General features: G+C 44.1%; 20 protein-coding genes. 9 read left to right on the top strand and 11 right to left on the bottom strand.

Annotated features, from left to right (window positions below; all coding sequences use genetic code 11):
• From AB5754_RS07185 to AB5754_RS07170, 4 genes are all read left to right on the top strand, one after another.
• Window positions 1–806: galactose ABC transporter substrate-binding protein (locus tag AB5754_RS07185; RefSeq protein ID WP_368259526.1), on the top strand; the 806-nt coding region annotated here is incomplete at its 5' end.
• 143 nt (window positions 807–949) lie between these two features.
• Window positions 950–1981 carry an SPFH domain-containing protein gene (locus tag AB5754_RS07180; RefSeq protein WP_368250489.1) on the top strand — a complete coding sequence of 344 codons (1032 nt, stop codon included), beginning with the start codon at window positions 950–952 and terminating at the stop codon, window positions 1979–1981.
• 40 nt (window positions 1982–2021) lie between these two features.
• Entirely contained in the window at window positions 2022–2192 is a 171-nt protein-coding gene (locus AB5754_RS07175) for an Arc family DNA-binding protein (RefSeq protein ID WP_311834687.1), read from the top strand.
• Between the two features lie 21 nt (window positions 2193–2213).
• Window positions 2214–2663: a hypothetical protein gene (locus tag AB5754_RS07170; RefSeq protein ID WP_368250491.1), complete on the top strand. Its 450-nt coding sequence runs from the start codon at window positions 2214–2216 to the stop codon at window positions 2661–2663.
• A 67-nt stretch (window positions 2664–2730) separates the two neighbouring features.
• On the opposite strand, the gene AB5754_RS07165 is transcribed toward AB5754_RS07170, so the two are convergent.
• Entirely contained in the window at window positions 2731–3069 is a 339-nt protein-coding gene (locus AB5754_RS07165) for a hypothetical protein (protein ID WP_368250493.1), read from the bottom strand.
• A gap of 240 nt (window positions 3070–3309) precedes the next feature.
• Between AB5754_RS07165 and AB5754_RS07160 the strand changes: the two genes are divergently transcribed.
• The 5 genes from AB5754_RS07160 to AB5754_RS07140 all read left to right on the top strand — a co-directional run bounded on the left by AB5754_RS07160 (window position 3310) and on the right by AB5754_RS07140 (window position 6975).
• Entirely contained in the window at window positions 3310–3624 is a 315-nt protein-coding gene (locus AB5754_RS07160; protein WP_311834690.1) for a rhodanese-like domain-containing protein, read from the top strand.
• A gap of 2 nt (window positions 3625–3626) precedes the next feature.
• The gene (locus AB5754_RS07155; RefSeq protein WP_368250495.1) at window positions 3627–5285 is read left to right on the top strand and encodes an FAD-dependent oxidoreductase; all 1659 of its coding nucleotides are present in this window, start codon (window positions 3627–3629) and stop codon (window positions 5283–5285) included.
• Entirely contained in the window at window positions 5278–5574 is a 297-nt protein-coding gene (locus AB5754_RS07150; protein ID WP_311834692.1) for a rhodanese-like domain-containing protein, read from the top strand. The genes AB5754_RS07155 and AB5754_RS07150 overlap by 8 nt, the downstream gene beginning before the upstream one ends.
• A complete protein-coding gene (locus AB5754_RS07145; protein ID WP_368250497.1) occupies window positions 5574–5834 on the top strand; it encodes a metal-sensitive transcriptional regulator in 261 nt (86 codons plus the stop codon). Before AB5754_RS07150 ends, AB5754_RS07145 begins: the two co-directional genes overlap by 1 nt.
• 187 nt (window positions 5835–6021) lie before the next feature.
• Window positions 6022–6975, top strand: a complete 954-nt coding sequence (locus tag AB5754_RS07140) for a tRNA dihydrouridine synthase (protein WP_368250499.1) — start codon at window positions 6022–6024, stop codon at window positions 6973–6975.
• A gap of 46 nt (window positions 6976–7021) precedes the next feature.
• Here the strand turns inward: AB5754_RS07140 and AB5754_RS07135 are convergent, their stop codons facing one another.
• The 10 genes from AB5754_RS07135 to coaA all read right to left on the bottom strand — a co-directional run bounded on the left by AB5754_RS07135 (window position 7022) and on the right by coaA (window position 16196).
• Window positions 7022–7663, bottom strand: a complete 642-nt coding sequence (locus tag AB5754_RS07135) for a lactate utilization protein (protein ID WP_368250501.1) — start codon at window positions 7661–7663, stop codon at window positions 7022–7024.
• A gap of 38 nt (window positions 7664–7701) precedes the next feature.
• Window positions 7702–8091: a hypothetical protein gene (locus AB5754_RS07130; protein ID WP_311834696.1), complete on the bottom strand. Its 390-nt coding sequence runs from the start codon at window positions 8089–8091 to the stop codon at window positions 7702–7704.
• Window positions 8092–8312: 221 nt separating this feature from the next.
• Complete coding sequence (locus AB5754_RS07125; protein WP_368250502.1) at window positions 8313–8945, bottom strand: hypothetical protein; 633 nt, start codon at window positions 8943–8945, stop codon at window positions 8313–8315.
• A gap of 60 nt (window positions 8946–9005) precedes the next feature.
• On the bottom strand, window positions 9006–10457 hold the full coding sequence (locus AB5754_RS07120) for a HAMP domain-containing sensor histidine kinase (RefSeq protein WP_311834698.1): 1452 nt from the start codon (window positions 10455–10457) through the stop codon (window positions 9006–9008).
• Window positions 10454–11137, bottom strand: coding sequence for a response regulator transcription factor (locus AB5754_RS07115; RefSeq protein ID WP_311834699.1), 684 nt, complete (start codon window positions 11135–11137; stop codon window positions 10454–10456). The genes AB5754_RS07120 and AB5754_RS07115 overlap by 4 nt, the downstream gene beginning before the upstream one ends.
• Before the next feature lie 147 nt (window positions 11138–11284).
• Window positions 11285–12271, bottom strand: coding sequence for a helix-turn-helix domain-containing protein (locus AB5754_RS07110; protein WP_368250503.1), 987 nt, complete (start codon window positions 12269–12271; stop codon window positions 11285–11287).
• An 11-nt stretch (window positions 12272–12282) separates the two neighbouring features.
• Window positions 12283–13065 carry an SDR family NAD(P)-dependent oxidoreductase gene (locus AB5754_RS07105; RefSeq protein WP_368250505.1) on the bottom strand — a complete coding sequence of 261 codons (783 nt, stop codon included), beginning with the start codon at window positions 13063–13065 and terminating at the stop codon, window positions 12283–12285.
• A 110-nt stretch (window positions 13066–13175) separates the two neighbouring features.
• Window positions 13176–13439 (bottom strand): hypothetical protein, encoded by a 264-nt coding sequence (locus AB5754_RS07100; protein WP_368250506.1) that lies wholly within the window; start codon window positions 13437–13439, stop codon window positions 13176–13178.
• A 206-nt stretch (window positions 13440–13645) separates the two neighbouring features.
• Window positions 13646–15211 carry a glutamine-hydrolyzing GMP synthase gene (gene guaA / locus AB5754_RS07095; RefSeq protein WP_368250507.1) on the bottom strand — a complete coding sequence of 522 codons (1566 nt, stop codon included), beginning with the start codon at window positions 15209–15211 and terminating at the stop codon, window positions 13646–13648.
• Between the two features lie 61 nt (window positions 15212–15272).
• On the bottom strand, window positions 15273–16196 hold the full coding sequence (gene coaA / locus AB5754_RS07090) for a type I pantothenate kinase (protein WP_311833764.1): 924 nt from the start codon (window positions 16194–16196) through the stop codon (window positions 15273–15275).
• Between the last annotated feature and the right edge of the window lie 85 nt (window positions 16197–16281).

Raw genomic sequence — 16281 nt, 5'->3', positions numbered from 1 at the left:
CCATTAAAGCAGCTTCGGATTCTCAAAGACAACAAAATACCCAAGTCAAAGAATTACTCGCTGCCGGCTGTAATGTACTGTGTGTTAATTTGGTGGATCGCACTGACCCTTCTGAAATCATTGAACAAGCCAAAGAAAAAAATGTGCCGGTAATCTTTTTTAATCGGGAACCGGTGAAAGAAGACTTGGCTCAATGGGAAAAACTCTATTATGTAGGGGGCAATGCCCAGGAATCGGGAGTTTTACAAGGAGAATTGGCTGCTGAAACGATTTTAGAAAATCCTAAAATTGATCGCAATGAAGATGGAAAAATCCAATACGTGGTTTTAGAAGGCGAGCCCGGCCATCAAGATGCGATTATTCGCACGGAAGAAGCGGTGGAAACCTTGAAAGCCAGCGGTGTTCAATTGGAAAAACTAGGCTATGGCATTGCCAATTGGGGACGTGCCCAAGCAGAAAACCGAATGATTCAATTGATTAATCAGCACCAAAATAAGATTGAGCTCGTTTTGTCCAATAACGATGATATGGCATTAGGAGGCTTAGATGCTTATACCAAATTAAATCGCACGGAGTCCAGTATTCCCGTTTTTTTCGGGATTGATGGGACAACCACAGGATTAGAAGCGGTAAGAGAGGGGAAGCTAGCCGGCACTGTTTATAATGACAAAGAAGCACAGGCGAAGATGATTGCTAAATTAGCAGCTACTCTATCTTTGGCAGATGATAAAGAAATCCAGCAGTTGCCACAGCAAAATTATGCCCCTTACGCCAAAGTCACCCCAGAAAATGTAGAGGAATATTAGTGATGACCGAACCTAACAGTTTAGTAACTGGAGGTTCGGTTTTTTTGATAACACCGACTAAAGATTGCGTTGACTAAGGGGACATGCTATACTCTTCTTGTAATTGATATGATATCAAAATGATATCAAAGGAGGAAGAGGAAATGAAAGTAGATCAAGTAGCGCTAAAAGCACCAACGGAAGAAATTTTGTTAAAAGCCAAAAGTGGTATGCCGATGTTGTTGCTAAATGTTTTGGGGATTGTGGTATCGATTGTTTTGTTTGTTTTGGGGATTTTGCGCATGGGGGATCCGAATACGTCAACACTTGGCGGTTGGTTTATGGGCATTGCCATTTTTTATTGGTGTTTGCCGGTTTGGTTGCTTTTTGCTGGCTTAAAAGTGATTCATCCCAATGAAGCCTTGGTGATGACCTTATTTGGGAAATATGTAGGTACTTTAAAAGGGGCGGGCTTTTATTTTGTCAATCCTTTTATGGTAGCCGCACCGGTTCCTAAAGGGAGTAGCGATTTAGCCATGAATCCAGATAGTGATATGGATTTGACAACAGGAGCGAAGAAGGCTCAAGCAGCGGTTACGAAAAAACGCCTCTCGTTGAAAACTATGGCATTAAGCAATAACAAACAAAAGGTCAATGATAAATTGGGTAATCCGATTATTATTAGTATTGTAGTGATTTGGCGCATTGAAGATACGGCAAAAGCCATGTTTGACGTGGATAATTTCAGTGAGTACTTATCCATTCAGTCGGATTCAGCTTTGCGAAATATTGTCCGCCTTTACCCTTATGATGCCACCGACGATGAAGATGCCAATGAAAAGAGTTTGCGAGGGTCTAGTCTAGAGGTTAGTCAAAAATTGGCAGAAGAAATTCAAAGCAAAGTCGATGTGGCGGGTATTGAAATTTTAGAAGCGAAGATTACACACTTGGCGTATGCGCCAGAAATTGCGGCTGCTATATTACAACGACAACAGGCTTCGGCGATTGTGGATGCTCGTCAGTTAATTGTAGAAGGTGCAGTGGGCATGGTGGAAATGGCTATTGAAAAGCTTAACGAACAAGACGTAGTGGAACTAGATGAAGAACGAAAGGCAGCGATGGTTAGTAATCTGATGGTGGTTCTTTGTGGCAATCGAGATGCCCAGCCAATTGTCAATAGTGGCTCTTTGTATTAAGATTGTGGAGAGATGACGATAATCAAGAAAGGAGCGGCTTATGGAGAATAAAAAAACGAAAGCTAAAAAGCAAGTGCCGCTCCGTTTATCCGCAGAGTTGTACGAGGAGTTAGCGGCTTGGGCAGAAGATGAGTTTCGTAGCGTCAATGGTCAGATTGAGTACTTGCTGACAGAAGCCGTGAAAAAGCGCAAGAAGTCAAAGCCCAAATGAAAGAGGTGAGAGCGGAAACGTATGGGAAATCTTTTAATTAGTTTGGCATTAGCCGGTATTTGCGTGTATTTTAAACAATTTCCAAAGCTAGTGCGCTTGATTCTTTTAGGTGTGGGAATCTTGATTTGCGGTGGTTTTTCCAAGATGTTCGGCTATGGTATTTTCATGGTTCTAGTAGAGGGAAATGGCTTTTCAGGAATGCTGGCTCTTGTTTTCAGTTTGTTTTTCGGCGGATTACTAGGTTGTTTGTTCCAGTTTATCCACATTCTTCATCCCTTAAGTCTGGGGTGGAGCAAGATTTTTCATAGCATGACGTGCGCTTTGTTTTTTATTTTCTTTTTAGGCTTTTTCGTATTAAATGCGCTGAATGCTTTTGCTCCTTTGCCACTGTGGCGCCGTCTAGGTTTCTTTGTCATTGGTGCAGTGGGTATGATAGGTTGTAGTTTTAAAATAAAAAATATTTTTGGCTAAGGAAAATTGACTTCACAAAAAAACGTAGACACCAATGGGTAAAATGTTGCCCATTGTGTCTACGTTTTTAATTTTTAAAATCAATTGAGGTAAAGTAAAAAATAAGGTTCTTTTTCACAGTAATATCATATAAAGTAGCGTAGCCCTTGTGACCAGAACTTTCAATGGCAGGGGTCAGTGTGTAGTCCCAAGTGTTTTTTGTGTGATTGGTCTCTACTAGTTGGACGGTAAAGGCTTTTTGGGGATAGCCCCAGAAGAAAAGCTGAGCACGGGCAGAGATTTCCGGGGTTAAATGAGTAAACAAAAATAAGCAGAAGGCGCAAAATACAGCGATTAAAACTTTCGTATTGATTTTCCATGGGGATGAATCGTGTTTGAAAAAAGGTAGTGATGTTTTATTTTTCATAGACAAACTCCTTGTGGTGGGGAGAAGCAACAGGTTAGTTGTTCTTTTAATTATAAACTAGTCATTGGACAATCGTCAAAAAGCTTTTAGTAAAGGGCGGAAGATTACGAATACCGAATGGGGGTATATTTAGACGTAAGAATCTCTAATTAATTTGTTTGTTTTTCCAAGCACTTCGATTGACTTTCGTTAAGGCATAAGTTTTAATATACCCATACAGGTATATTAAGGAGTGAGAAAATGTTTGGCTTATTTAATAGAATTCCCAGTATCTCCACGGGAGAATTACAACAAAAACTAAATAAAGATCTGATTTTATTAGATGTACGAACACCTAGCGAATACCGTGGTGGGCATATTGCTGCGGCTAAAAATGTGCCACTAAACAAAATTGCAAATTATCAGCAGCGGCAAAACGAGCCTGTGTATGTGATTTGCCAATCCGGTATGCGTAGTAAACAAGCAGCCAAGATTTTAAAGAACAAAGGATATGATGTAGTAAATGTCACCGGCGGCATGAATCGCTGGAATGGACCAATTAGAGGAGGAAAGTAAACATGACGAAAATTGTAATTATCGGTGGTGTGGCTGGAGGAATGTCAGCAGCCACCCGCTTACGTCGCTTAATGGAAGACGCGGAAATTGTAGTTTTGGAAAAAGGGCCCTACGTTTCTTTTGCCAACTGTGGCTTGCCTTATTATGTATCTGGAGAAATTAGCGAACGGGCTGATTTAATCGTGCAAACACCCCAAGCGTTACAGTCTCGCTTTTCCTTGGATATCCGTCCTGATCATGAAGTTGTTGCCATCCAGCCTACTGAAAAGACAATCACGGTGAGACACGATGGCCGAGAGTTTACGGAGAGCTATGACTATTTGATTTTGTCTCCTGGGGCGAAACCTTTTGTGCCGACCATTGAAGGGTTAGCGGAAGCGAAAAATGTTTTTTCTTTGCGCAATGTGCCGGATGTAGATCGAATTATGGAATATGTAAAAAGTCAGCAGCCTAAAAAAGCGACCGTGATTGGCGCCGGCTTTATCGGTTTGGAAATGGCGGAAAATTTGCGAAAATCTGGTTTAGATGTGACAATTGTGGAGAAAGCTCCCCATGTTTTGCCACCATTGGATGAGGAAATGGCAGCCTATGTGAAAAATGAACTGGAAAAAAATCAGGTCAATGTCATCACTTCCCAGTCTGCGGTAGCCTTTAAAGAACAAGGTCAAAAGATCATCTTGGAAGATGGCACTCGCTTAGATTCGGACTTGACGATTTTATCTGTAGGAGTCCAACCAGAAAACACCCTGGCCCAAGCCGCCGGTATTGAACTAGGTTTGCGCGGAGGCATTTTGGTAGATGAAAACTATCAAACTAGTGTGGAAAATATTTATGCGGTAGGGGACGCCATTGTGGTGAAACAACAGATTACCGGTGAGGATGCTCTGATTTCCTTAGCTTCTCCGGCGAACCGTCAAGGCCGGCAAGTGGCGGATGTCATCGCCGGTTTGCCTAGAAAAAACCGTGGCAGTATCGGGACTGCCATTGTCCGAGTCTTTGATTTGACCGCAGCTTCCACTGGTCTTAGTGAACGAGGAGCCAAACAAGCGGGCTTAGATGTACAAGTGGTGCATGTTTCCGGAAAAAGTCATGCTGGCTACTATCCAGGGGCAACGGAAATTGTGTTAAAACTCATTTTTGATCAGCACAGTGGGAAAATCTATGGTGGAGAAGGAATTGGAGCCGAGGGTGTGGACAAGCGGATTGATATTTTGGCGACAGCGATTAAAGGTGATTTGACGATTTTTGATTTGCCAGAGTTGGAATTCACTTACGCACCGCCATTTGGTTCTGCCAAAGATCCAGTGAATATGCTAGGCTATGCGGCGATGAATTTAGCAGAAGGCATTAGTGAAAATATTCAATGGTACGAGTTGAACCAAGAACTTGAAATGGGAAAAATATTGCTGGATGTGCGCAATCCCCAAGAGCTCACTAGAAATGGCCAGTTCCCAGAAGCGGTGAATATTCCATTAGATGATTTGCGCTGTCGCTTGACAGAATTAGACCCTACTAAGGAATACATCATCACTTGTCACAGTGGGTTGCGCAGTTATCTTGGCGAACGTATTTTGAAACAAGCCGGCTTTAAAGTGAAAAATCTGGATGGGGCCTTTGCCTTGTACAGCACCGTCAAAAAGGAGGAAATCAAACATGTATAAGAGCATTTCAAATGATGAATTTTATCAAAAGGAAAAAAAGGAACCACTAGATATTCTCGATGTGCGGGAAAGCTACGAGTATGACAATGGCCATATTCCAGAAGCAGTGAATCTGCCTTTAAGTGAATTAGGCAGTCGTTTTGCTGAGTTGGATAAAAGTAAAAACTATTATGTGATTTGTCATTCCGGCGCCCGTTCCGCCAATGCCAGTGAATTTTTAAGTGCTCAAGGCTATCAAGTGACCAATGTGATGGGTGGCATGTCTGCTTGGAGAGGAGATGTCATTTAATGGCAACTTGTGATAAGAGCATTTTAAATCGACTAAAACGAGCAGAAGGTCAGCTGCGGGGGATTCAAAAGATGATTGAAGAAGATGCTCAATGCGTAGATGTGATTACCCAACTCAGCGCTGTGCGTTCGGGAGTGGACCGAGTCATGGGGATGATTGTGGCAGAAAACTTAAAGAACTGTCTGGAAAATCCCGCTGCCAATCAAGAAGTTCAAAAACAAAAAATCGAACAAGCCGTAAATATGATTGTGAAAAAATAGCTTTAATCAAAAAAGTTGGTTGCCTAAAACGAGACAGCCAACTTTTTTTGGGCTAACTGTGATTTTGGGTATCGCTTTTAAAGAAAGTGCAGGAAACGAGATTTTTGCTTGGAAGGCGAAGTGCAGGTATAATAATTGTATTTTGAAATAATGCGTGGTCTTGTAGCAGCGCAAGGAGGAAACATAGATGAAAAACTTTTGGCAGAAATTGCCACGACCCTTTACAGTTTTAGCTCCCATGGAAGATGTGACGGATGTGGTCTTTCGCCATGTGGTCAAAGCTGCGGGCACACCGGATGTCTTTTTTACGGAATTCACCAATTCTGATAGTTTTTGTCATCCCACAGGCATAGACAGTGTGCGGGGACGCTTGGTTTTCACTTCCGACGAACAACCCATGGTCGCCCATATTTGGGGAGATAATCCAGAGCATTTTCGTAAGATGAGCCTTTCCTTAGCTGAAATGGGTTTTTCCGGCATTGACATTAACATGGGCTGTCCTGTGCCTAATGTGGCAGAACGAGGCAAAGGCAGTGGTTTGATTTTACGCCCGGAAGTTGCGGGAGAATTGATTCAAGCAGCTAAAGCTGGCGGACTGCCGGTTAGCGTGAAGACGCGACTAGGCTTTACGGAATTAACTGAAATGAAAGACTGGATTAGTCATTTATTGCGCCAAGACATTGCCAATCTTTCCGTGCACTTAAGAACCAGAGCAGAAATGAGTAAAGCTGAAGCTCATTGGGAATTGATTCCTGAGCTGGTGAAGTTGCGCGATGAGCTTGCGCCAAACACATTGATTACGATTAATGGCGATATTGCCAATCGTCAAGAAGGTCTGGAACTGGCAACAAAATACGGCGTAGATGGAATTATGATTGGTCGGGGAATTTTTAAAAATCCCTTTGCTTTTGAAAAAGAACCCCGAGACCATTCGTCCAAAGAATTAATTGATCTTTTACGCTTACAGTTGGATTTACAAGATCAATACCAAGAACAACTGCCCCGGTCCATTGTGGGACTTCATCGTTTCTTTAAAATCTATGTCAAAGGATTTCCTGGTGCCAATGATTTGCGGATTCGTCTAATGGATACGAAGTCCACTGATGAAGTACGGGAGATTTTGGATGAATTTGAAGCCTAAAAATACACCCAGCTGCTACTTGTCAGCTGGGTGTATTTGCGTTTAGTTAGAGCCCAACATTTTCTACAATTAAAAAAATCACAATGCAATCTTTCACCATGGAGCGGCGAGTGATGGTCAATGTATTGCAGATGCACTCGGATTGCAAACAATCGCCACACAGCCCTTTTTTGATACAAGGAGTTTGTTGTAAGTTTAGCCGCCAAGCATTTAAAGGAGCAGTTTGTCTCCGCACCATTTCCATGGTGGTTTCCAAGTTGCCGTAAACTTTTTTCATGCTAACGAAGGCCAATACTTGATTGGGGCCAAAGGTGAGTGCCGCCACGCGATTGCCCACGCTATCCACATTGACCAATTCCCCGTCTTCAGTGATGCCGTTAAGACTGGTCAAAAAATAATCCGCCGTCAACGCTTCACGCATCACCTGATAGCGTTCTTCTGGTGTGGTAGTACGTTCTCGGTCAATCATCCTTTGTCCTCGAGCGTACAAATCGGGAATAATGCCCATGGCTTCTACCGTGATAGAACCACCAAAGCCTACTATTTTATCCTGCTCAATCCAGGCTAAGGCTTTCTCCTTGGCATCTGCCAGATTTTGACAAATAACTGGCAAAAAATTACGCCTAGTGAGTTTTTTACTTAAAGTGACCGCCGCGGCATTGTAGCGGTTCGTTTGATATTCTTCCATGAAGTTCTCCTTTTTACTGATAAGCTTGCGAGTTATGTTCACCGCCCCCGTATAGTCTCCAAGCAAACGAGATAGCCGGCAAAGTCGCCCCATTTTTTTCGCTGTTCCACAGGGCCTAGTTTTGCTAGCCAACTGTCATCTAGCTCTGATGTTCCGCAGAAACGGTGAAAGGCCGTTAGATTGATGATAAAGGTATTGTGTAAGCTGGTGCGCAAAGGATCCTTGGTGGCTTTTTTCGCACTAGACCAAAAATTCCATTCCGTGCGCATTTTTGTGTAAGCCAAGGCGGCGGTGATGACTTCTTGCCAAAGCTCGTGTAAATCGGCGTCGGGGTTTTCCAGTACAACGTAGATGGCTTGATAGAGCGCCAGGGCTTCCTCAAAAGATAAGGCATCCGGCTGCTTCAAATAGCTGTGATAATCGAACATGACACATTCCTCCTAGGGCTTTTTCCTGTCTACCATACTACCACTTTTTAGTCGTCGCAATAAAAGAAGTGCAAGGAAATAGTCTTATTTTTACCGAGTCGCGGGCGTTGCGACCACGATAAAAAGCGAAACCCTTTTTGACACCGACCTCTTACTGCTAGCTTTTGCTCTAGCTTTGGGAGATGGGGGATAGGGTTTCGCTTTTTTGTTAGTTAGGTCAATTATTTGCCTGTGTGGTGTCCTCGTTGGCTTCTCGTGCCGCTGCCCTCCCGTTGACCGTGTCCGTGCTGATTGGTGGTTGGGGTATTTTGACGGTTGTGTCTTGGGGTTTGTGCAGGGGGCTCGTCATAAGTGTTGCCATATTGATTGCCTGTACCGTCCTGAGGTTGCGGGCAGACTACTGGATCAGTAGCGTCTGGGGTTGGGGCAGTTGGGACAGGTTCGGTAGTTGGCTCATTTACGGCTGCCGGTGGGACTGGGTTAGGGCAGTTTTCATTTTGCGGATCTTGGAGGCGGACTGGCCCTGTGCCATCTTGAACGCCTTGTTTTGTCGGTTGTTCTGCTTGTTGTTTTGCTGGGGGTGTTTGATTCGTTTTTGGCACGGTTGTCTGGTGTCTTTGTTTGGCTAAAGTGGCTTGTTTGGCAGCTCGCTGTTTGTGATGGGTTCGGACAATGGGATCTTGCCCAATAGGACAATTTTCCTGAGGTGTCCGCTCATCTTTGATCAGTAAGCAGTAATTTGGCAAATGGTCTTGGGACTGTAGCTGCGTGGTTTTTCTCTGAGCAGCATCCCCGACGACGCCAGTGAATAAAAACGCGGTGGCAAGCAAAAAGGTGGCGAAAAGCTTCTTCATGAGTACCTCCTCCTTTCCCTATTTTGATTGTAGGAAAAAAGTGTGGCAAAAGTATGGCAACTAGAGAGTCGAAAACTGAATCCGAATCACAAATTGCCCCGGGGGTGTTGCGGCTTCAATCACCCCTTGATGGCGCAAGACGACCTGCTTGGCAATCGCTAAGCCAAGGCCGGTGCCGTTTTGCCCTGGATTGTGCCCCCTTTGGAAAGAATCAAAAAGCTGTTGGGTATCTAGGCCAGAGTCGAGAAGGGGATTTGTCAGGATAATTTCCAAAGCATCCCCTGACATGCCTAAATTCAACTGGATCACCGCTTTTTCTGGGGAGTATTTCTGGGCGTTGTCCAAAATGATTTTCAGCATTTGGGTAATGCGCTGATAGTCCCCATTCATCAGTTTTTTCTGGGCAAGGTGATTGGTGAATTGCAAAGTCTGCTGTTTTTCCTTAAACGGAATCCGATAGCTGCGTAAGGCATCATTGAGACAATCCAACAAATCCAAAGGTTCTTTTTGCAAGTGAAACTCCGTGGATTCCAAACGACTTAACTCCAGTAAGTCATTGACCAAGCGCTCAAGACTGGTCACTTCTATGAGTAGTTGGCGCCGGTAGTCTTTTTCTTCCTGATCATTCAGGTAGCCTTCCTCCATGGCTTCCAAGGAGCTTTTAATTACCATGACCGGGGTGCGCAATTCATGGGAAATCTGCGAGAGAAAGTCTTTTTCAGACTGGGCTTTCTTCTTGCGGGCTTCTTGGGCATCGGCTAGGCGTTGGCTTAAAAGGGTCAACTGATCCCCCAATTCTTGCAGCTCATCGTGAGTATGGATTTTCAGCTGGGTTTCAAACCGTTCGTGGGCCAGGTCGTCCACATAGGCGCGCATTTCTGCGATTGGGCGAACGAAGCGTTTGGCCAATCGCCAAGCCAGTAAACTAGCTAAAAGGACGGAGACTAAGAGGCTGAGTAGGAGCATAACGTAGCCGGATAGCTGGTTTTTGTGAATGGCGTTTACTTGGGAGTGCATCACCACCACGGCTAGTACTTGTTGTCCGCTTAAAATCGGGGTGACCACCGTTAGCTCATTCAATTGCAGAAACTGATAGTCTTTTGTGACATTGGTTTCTTTGTTTTGATAAGTTTGGCGTACCAAGGCTTGTACTTGTTCTGGTAGGGGCGTATTGGGTGTCCCGTCTTGATGATGGTCACTAATCACGGGCTGAAGGGCTTCATCCACTACCCAGACCGCTTCTCCGGCAATTTGGTTCATAAAGCGCAAAAAGGCCCCATAGCCGCCTTGACCATTGCTTTGACCGTGGTTTGGCGACGTGCTACTGGTGCCTGTCTTGAAATAATCCGCCAAAGTATCACTGATTAATTCACTTCGGTGGACCAATTCTTCTTGGTGCAGTTCCTCCGTGTGCCGGGAAAATAATACCCCAAAGAGAATGGCGATAATCAGCGCAAAAAACAATAGCAAGCTAACGGACTGTAAAATTAAGCGATTGGCGATTTTCTTCATAGGCTTAGCCCAAAGCGATAACCTTCACCCCAGACGGTTTCAATGCTGCAATTAGCCACGTGGGCTGCGGTGAGTTTGGCCCGGAGACGTTTGATGTGACTGTCCACGGTGCGACTGTCCCCGTAGTAATCATAACCCCACACCGTGTCCAAAAGATTGTCCCGGCTAAAGACCTTGTTAGGGTATTGGGCAAACAAGGCCAGTATTTCAAACTCTTTTTTGGTCAAACGAATTTCCTGTCCCCGGTAGAAGGCTTTGCGATTTTCTAACTGTAATTCAATCCCGTTCAAAAAAAGCTTGGCCGAGGGACGGTCCTGCTCAAAATGAATCCGGCGCAAAATCGCCTTCATGCGAGAAAGAACTTCTTTCGGGGAGAAGGGCTTAATGATGTAATCATCTGCGCCAACTTCTAAGCCAAGAATCCGATCCGCGTCCTCTGTCTTGGCGGTAATCATAATAATCGGTACCGTAGAGGTCTCGCGAATTTTCCGGCAAATGGTAAAGCCATCCACGCCGGGCAACATGATATCCAATAAAATAAAATCGACTGGCTCTCGTTCAAAATGCGTGAGGGCCGCCTCACCATCGTAACAGACGGCAGTCTCGTAGCCTGCTTCTTGCAAGTAACGGGTCAAAACGTCCACGATTTGTCGGTTGTCTTCCACAATCAAGACTTTCATCGTCTCACCTACTCGTTTTCTTTTATTATAGCCTATTTGGAGGAGCGTGAGGCCAACGAATGAAGCGCTTTCTGTTTACATAGACAAAGACGCAAAATCAAAAAGCCCTCTTGAAACGGTGACAGAATCAAGAGGGTAGGATGAGTATTATTGGGCATTTTTTCGCCGGTATTCGCTGATGCTCTGGCCGGTCCAGACAGAAAAGGCCCGCAAAAAGGAATTGACCTCCAAATACCCCAAAAGATAGGCGATTTCATCCGAGGAGAGGGTCGTATTTTTTAAGTAACTTTTGGCCAGCATCTCCCGGACACTGTTAAGTTGTTTTTGAAAACTAGTTTGTTCTTCTTTTAGTTTGCGTTGGAGTGTGCGCTTAGAGATCGTCAATTTTCGCGCAACATCCTCGATGGCACTTTCCCCTGCAGGTAATAAATCCACCAGAGCACTGCGCACTTGGGCACTAAAGGAATCATCTACGTCTAACTCGGATAAACGCCGATTTAATTCCGGCATGAGGTAGTCTCGCATGGTCTTGTTCTCGGTAATGAAAGGCAACTGCAAAGTCTCTTCGGCAAATGTGATGCTATTGCTTCCAGAGGTCACGGGGGTGCATCCCACTAGTGCTACAAAAGACTCGTCAAAATCCGAAAAAGTCGAGGTGATTTGCAAAGGGACAATTCGTTGTTCCGTTGCTTTTGAAAGCAGATGAATCAAAAAGAGAAACTCGCTAGCCAGATAGAATTTTGAGTCAATCGGCAAATTGTTAAGGGAAGAAAAGGTGATCGTGACACTTTTATTCGCCTGTGTTATTTGATACAAAATCGGGCCAATCAATTGTTTGTAGCGTCCTAAACGTTGGATGCATTTCAGACCATTCTCACTACAATAGGCCGCAAAGATCGGTGCCGAGAACGTTTCGATGCCATCGTAAGTGGCCAGATTCATCAATGTTTGTTCATCTGGGGCTTGTTGACTAATGGCATTCATCAGAGCATAGTATTCTGGTTCTGTAAGGCGAATCTGTTCCCGGGTAAACAGATTTTCTGGCAAATGGGCAGTCTTCAACACTTTGCCCACATCAAAATGATGTTGCTTTAGTAACTGTTGGTATTGACCATTTACGATAAATTTTTGCATACACACTCACCTTAGCTTGGATTTGATTGTTGATTGGCAACAAACCCCATGATGGCTTTCTTAGGCATTAAGGGCATTAAGCCAACGAAAGGTCGTTGTACTTTGGACAGTCCGGAAAAGACATTTAGTTTACCAGCCAACATTGCTTGATAGCCTTCTTGGGCTACAACGGCAGGGCTGGCACCTTTGGCAAACATCTTTGTTTGGGTTAATCCACCGGCTTTGGCAAACCCGGTTTCAATCGCCCCGGGCATCAGGGTGGTAACCGTCACGCCAGTTTCTTTTAATTCGTAAGCAATGGCATTGCTTAAAGAAGTCACATAGGCTTTTGTGGCATAGTATTCCGCTTGGAGCGGTCCAGGAATCAGTGCCGCTGAAGAGGAGACATTCAGTATTTTTCCAGTACCGCGATTGACGAATTCTGGAATAAACAACTTCATTAATTTAGTGGGAACGAGCATATTGACCCGCATCATGGAAATATCCTGATCCATAGTCCGCTCTAGAAAACTTCCTTGGCCACCAAGACCGGCATTGTTTACAAGATAATCCACTTGAATTTCCGCTTGTTTCACTTGTTCATAGATTTTTTCGGCCGCTGTTTCCTCCGAAAAATCAACGGCAATCGTCATTGCTGTCACTTGGTATTTATTTTCTACTTCTGCTTTTAAAGTTGCAAGCTTTTTGGCATTTCGACCTACTAAAACGAGATTGTCACCATTGGCAGCAAAGAGCTTTACGAACTCGTGGCCTAATCCGCCGGTTGCACCTGTGATTAACGCTGTTTTTGTCATTTGAAATTCCTCCTATGGGTAATTGACTTAACTGATGAGGTAAGTATAGCGAGAATTCATCAATCCCTGAACATCAAAAAATGCCAGAAAAATATCAAATGACGCCATCGTCAGAGAAAAGACGCAGCCATGACTGCTACTGTTGTTAGTAGGGGCATGGTCGCGTCTTGAGGGGGGTAAGTTACGTGTTGGTGATACTGTTTCTTCGTTTTAAAAAAGGCTGCGACTAACGTACTAGCAAAAATAACTGCGCAAATGAAAAAAGAACGATGCAGATTCAGCCATTGGTTACCCAGAAACAAAAGTACGAGATACGGGACAAAAGACTTCAGGCTAAACAGCAGGACCTCTTTGAAAAATTCTTTTTTTGCCATGGAAATTTGCCTCCAATCCAAATTGGCTTTTCCTCTATGGTAACGCTCCCTATTTTAAAGTCAAATGGAAGCAAAAGTGTAATTGATATGCAATCGAAAAAATACGCAAAGAAAAGCCCTCACCAGCATTTTTTTGCTGACAAGGGCTTTTTATGATTGGAAAATGTTGATTTACACGGGTTTTTCAGCCATATTCTGTTGGCTCTTTATTCCCACTCCACAGTTGCTGGTGGCTTGGAGGTGATATCATACACAATCCGGTTGACGTGAGCCACTTCGTTAACGATGCGGACAGAGATTTTTTGCAAGACATCCCAAGGGATACGGGCAAAGTCAGCGGTCATTCCATCTACTGAAGAAACTGCCCGGATACCTACTGTATAATCATAAGTTCGGCCGTCACCCATCACACCCACAGAGCGAATGCCTGGTAAGACGGTAAAGTATTGCCAGATTTCTCGGTCAAGACCAGCTGCGGCGATTTCTTCCCGTAAGATGGCATCGGATTCCCGGACGATTTCTAGTTTTTCTTCGGTGATTTCACCTAGGACGCGAATGCCAAGTCCTGGTCCTGGGAATGGTTGGCGCCAAACGATGTCATCAGGCATGCCTAATTGCGTACCTAAAGCCCGTACTTCATCTTTGAAGAGGGTGTTTAACGGTTCAATCAATTCAAACTGCATGTCTTCAGGCAGGCCACCCACATTGTGGTGACTCTTAATGGTTTGGGCCGTTTCTGTACCGGATTCGATAACGTCGGTGTACAAAGTTCCTTGAGCTAAGAAAGAGATTCCTTCTTTACCGGCAAGTTTTGTGGCTTCATCATCAAATAAATAAACAAATTCATTCCCAATGATTTTGCGTTTTTGTTCAGGATCAGATACGCCGGCTAGTTTGCCTAAGAAGCGATCTTTGGCATCGACACGAATGATGTTTAAGCCAAATTTGCCGCCTAAAGTTTCCATCACTTGGTCGCCTTCGCCTTTACGCAAAAGACCGTGGTCCACAAAGATAGAAGTCAATTGATCCCCAATGGCTTTTTGTAAAAGTACACCTACCACAGAGGAGTCCACACCACCGGAAAGGCCTAGGAGGACTTTTTTATCGCCAACTTGTTTGCGAATATTCGCAATTTGCATGTCGATAAAGTTGTCCATACTCCAGTCACCTTTGCATTGGCAAATGTCAAAGGCGAAGTTTTTCAAGACTTCATTGCCGTATTCAGAGTTGCGCACTTCAGCATGGAATTGAATCCCAAACTGATTGTCCGCTAAGTTTTGGATAGCAGCAATAGGACAGTCAGCACTGGTACCCACCACTTCAAAGCCAGTTGGGGCAGCAGTTACCAAATCCCCATGACTCATCCAGACGATTTGTTTACTTGGTGTATTTTGGAAGAGGCGAGCATCGTCAGCTACGACTTCCAACTCGGCTTTCCCGTATTCGCGATTTACAGCAGCTTCGACTTTTCCGCCCAGACGGTCAGTTAAAAGTTGCATACCGTAGCAGATTCCCAAAATCGGGATTCCTAGTTTGAAGATTTCTTCGTCGATACCAAAAGCGCCTTCGTCATACACGCTGTTTGGTCCACCAGAAAGGATAATTCCCTTTGGATTCATAGCTTTGACTTCTTCAGCGGTAATCCGGTGGCTCAATAGTTCGGAAAAAACCCCAAATTCCCGGATACGACGGGTAATCAGTTGGTTGTACTGAGAACCGTAGTCCAATACGATGATTTTTTCCACGTTCGGCATGTTGTCAACGTTTGTCACAGGTAATCCCTCGATTCATTAGTTTATTTATTGCAATGGGTCAAAGCCCAGTACAGCAGTGTTAATATTTCCGTAAATAGATCTCATCAATTAAATGGTGCTTGATTTTATGAAGAATTATATCTGCTCGACCTCGAGTAGGCAAGATATACTCTTGCAAATTCTTCAAATTAACATTTTCCCAAACACTTCGAGCCATCTGGAGTGCTTCTTTGCGATCGCCAATGGCAAATTTATAATAATAGTTGGATGGATCAAGAAAGGCCGTATCCAACAGTTGCTCAAAACGTTGCAAATACCAAAATTCAATCAGAGCTGGATCTGCGTCGACGAAAATCGAAAAATCAAAGAAGTCGCTGACATAGATTTGTTGGTTTTGGGGAAGTTGCAAGGTATTGATCCCTTCCACAATCAAAATATCTGGCTGGTCGATAATATCGTATTGCCCTTCCACAATATCATATACGGTGTGGGAATAAGTGGGTACCGGAATCTTTGGTTTGCCGGATTTGACTTCATTTAAAAATTGAATCAAATGTTCCATATCGTAGCTTTCCGGAAAGCCTTTGCGGTCCATAATCCCCCGTTCTTGCAAGATTTTATTCGGATACAAGAAACCATCTGTCGTAATCAATTGTACGTCTCGCCGTGAAAACAGTCGGGACAAGAGGGTTTGTACCAATCGGGCAGTGGTAGATTTTCCCACGGCCACAGAACCAGCAATCCCGATAATAAAAGGCGGAGTTTTCACATAACGATGCAAAAACAAGCCTTTACTTAAGGTTAAGGATTCCGCTTCTTTCATATAAAGGTGAATCAGATGACACAAGGGGATATAGACGTCTTCTACATCTTGCATGGAAATCCGATCGTTTAAACTCTTAATACTATCCAATTCCGCTTGCGTCAAAGGTGTATTGCCACTGGTGTAAAAGTGTTGCCACTCTTTTCTGGGAATCTGGTAGTAATTCATATTTTCAGACATCTTTTTACTCCTAGCTGTCAGAAGGTTTTCGTGGAAGATTCACACGGACTCAGTTTACCATAAAACCGTAATGAATGGGACTAAG

Origin of the sequence: Enterococcus sp. 2201sp1_2201st1_C11_2201SCRN_220225, assembly GCF_040925905.1 — a bacterium.
Lineage (GTDB): Bacteria > Bacillota > Bacilli > Lactobacillales > Enterococcaceae > Enterococcus_C > Enterococcus_C asini_A.
Note: the sequence above shows the minus strand (reverse complement) of the source record. Positions and strands in the feature narration are given on the sequence as shown.

What these genes read in the sequence shown, in the direction of transcription:
- AB5754_RS07140 (WP_368250499.1), top strand. Translation starts at nt 6,022, where the DNA reads ATGAAAAACTTTTGGCAGAAATTGCCACGACCCTTTACAGTTTTAGCT.
- AB5754_RS07130 (WP_311834696.1), bottom strand. Translation starts at nt 8,091, where the DNA reads ATGTTCGATTATCACAGCTATTTGAAGCAGCCGGATGCCTTATCTTTT.
- AB5754_RS07110 (WP_368250503.1), bottom strand. Translation starts at nt 12,271, where the DNA reads ATGCAAAAATTTATCGTAAATGGTCAATACCAACAGTTACTAAAGCAA.
- AB5754_RS07115 (WP_311834699.1), bottom strand. Translation starts at nt 11,137, where the DNA reads ATGAAAGTCTTGATTGTGGAAGACAACCGACAAATCGTGGACGTTTTG.
- AB5754_RS07135 (WP_368250501.1), bottom strand. Translation starts at nt 7,663, where the DNA reads ATGGAAGAATATCAAACGAACCGCTACAATGCCGCGGCGGTCACTTTA.
- AB5754_RS07125 (WP_368250502.1), bottom strand. Translation starts at nt 8,945, where the DNA reads ATGAAGAAGCTTTTCGCCACCTTTTTGCTTGCCACCGCGTTTTTATTC.
- AB5754_RS07120 (WP_311834698.1), bottom strand. Translation starts at nt 10,457, where the DNA reads ATGAAGAAAATCGCCAATCGCTTAATTTTACAGTCCGTTAGCTTGCTA.
- AB5754_RS07160 (WP_311834690.1), top strand. Translation starts at nt 3,310, where the DNA reads ATGTTTGGCTTATTTAATAGAATTCCCAGTATCTCCACGGGAGAATTA.
- AB5754_RS07170 (WP_368250491.1), top strand. Translation starts at nt 2,214, where the DNA reads ATGGGAAATCTTTTAATTAGTTTGGCATTAGCCGGTATTTGCGTGTAT.
- AB5754_RS07150 (WP_311834692.1), top strand. Translation starts at nt 5,278, where the DNA reads ATGTATAAGAGCATTTCAAATGATGAATTTTATCAAAAGGAAAAAAAG.
- AB5754_RS07105 (WP_368250505.1), bottom strand. Translation starts at nt 13,065, where the DNA reads ATGACAAAAACAGCGTTAATCACAGGTGCAACCGGCGGATTAGGCCAC.
- AB5754_RS07180 (WP_368250489.1), top strand. Translation starts at nt 950, where the DNA reads ATGAAAGTAGATCAAGTAGCGCTAAAAGCACCAACGGAAGAAATTTTG.
- AB5754_RS07100 (WP_368250506.1), bottom strand. Translation starts at nt 13,439, where the DNA reads ATGGCAAAAAAAGAATTTTTCAAAGAGGTCCTGCTGTTTAGCCTGAAG.
- AB5754_RS07155 (WP_368250495.1), top strand. Translation starts at nt 3,627, where the DNA reads ATGACGAAAATTGTAATTATCGGTGGTGTGGCTGGAGGAATGTCAGCA.
- AB5754_RS07175 (WP_311834687.1), top strand. Translation starts at nt 2,022, where the DNA reads ATGGAGAATAAAAAAACGAAAGCTAAAAAGCAAGTGCCGCTCCGTTTA.
- coaA (WP_311833764.1), bottom strand. Translation starts at nt 16,196, where the DNA reads ATGTCTGAAAATATGAATTACTACCAGATTCCCAGAAAAGAGTGGCAA.
- AB5754_RS07165 (WP_368250493.1), bottom strand. Translation starts at nt 3,069, where the DNA reads ATGAAAAATAAAACATCACTACCTTTTTTCAAACACGATTCATCCCCA.
- AB5754_RS07145 (WP_368250497.1), top strand. Translation starts at nt 5,574, where the DNA reads ATGGCAACTTGTGATAAGAGCATTTTAAATCGACTAAAACGAGCAGAA.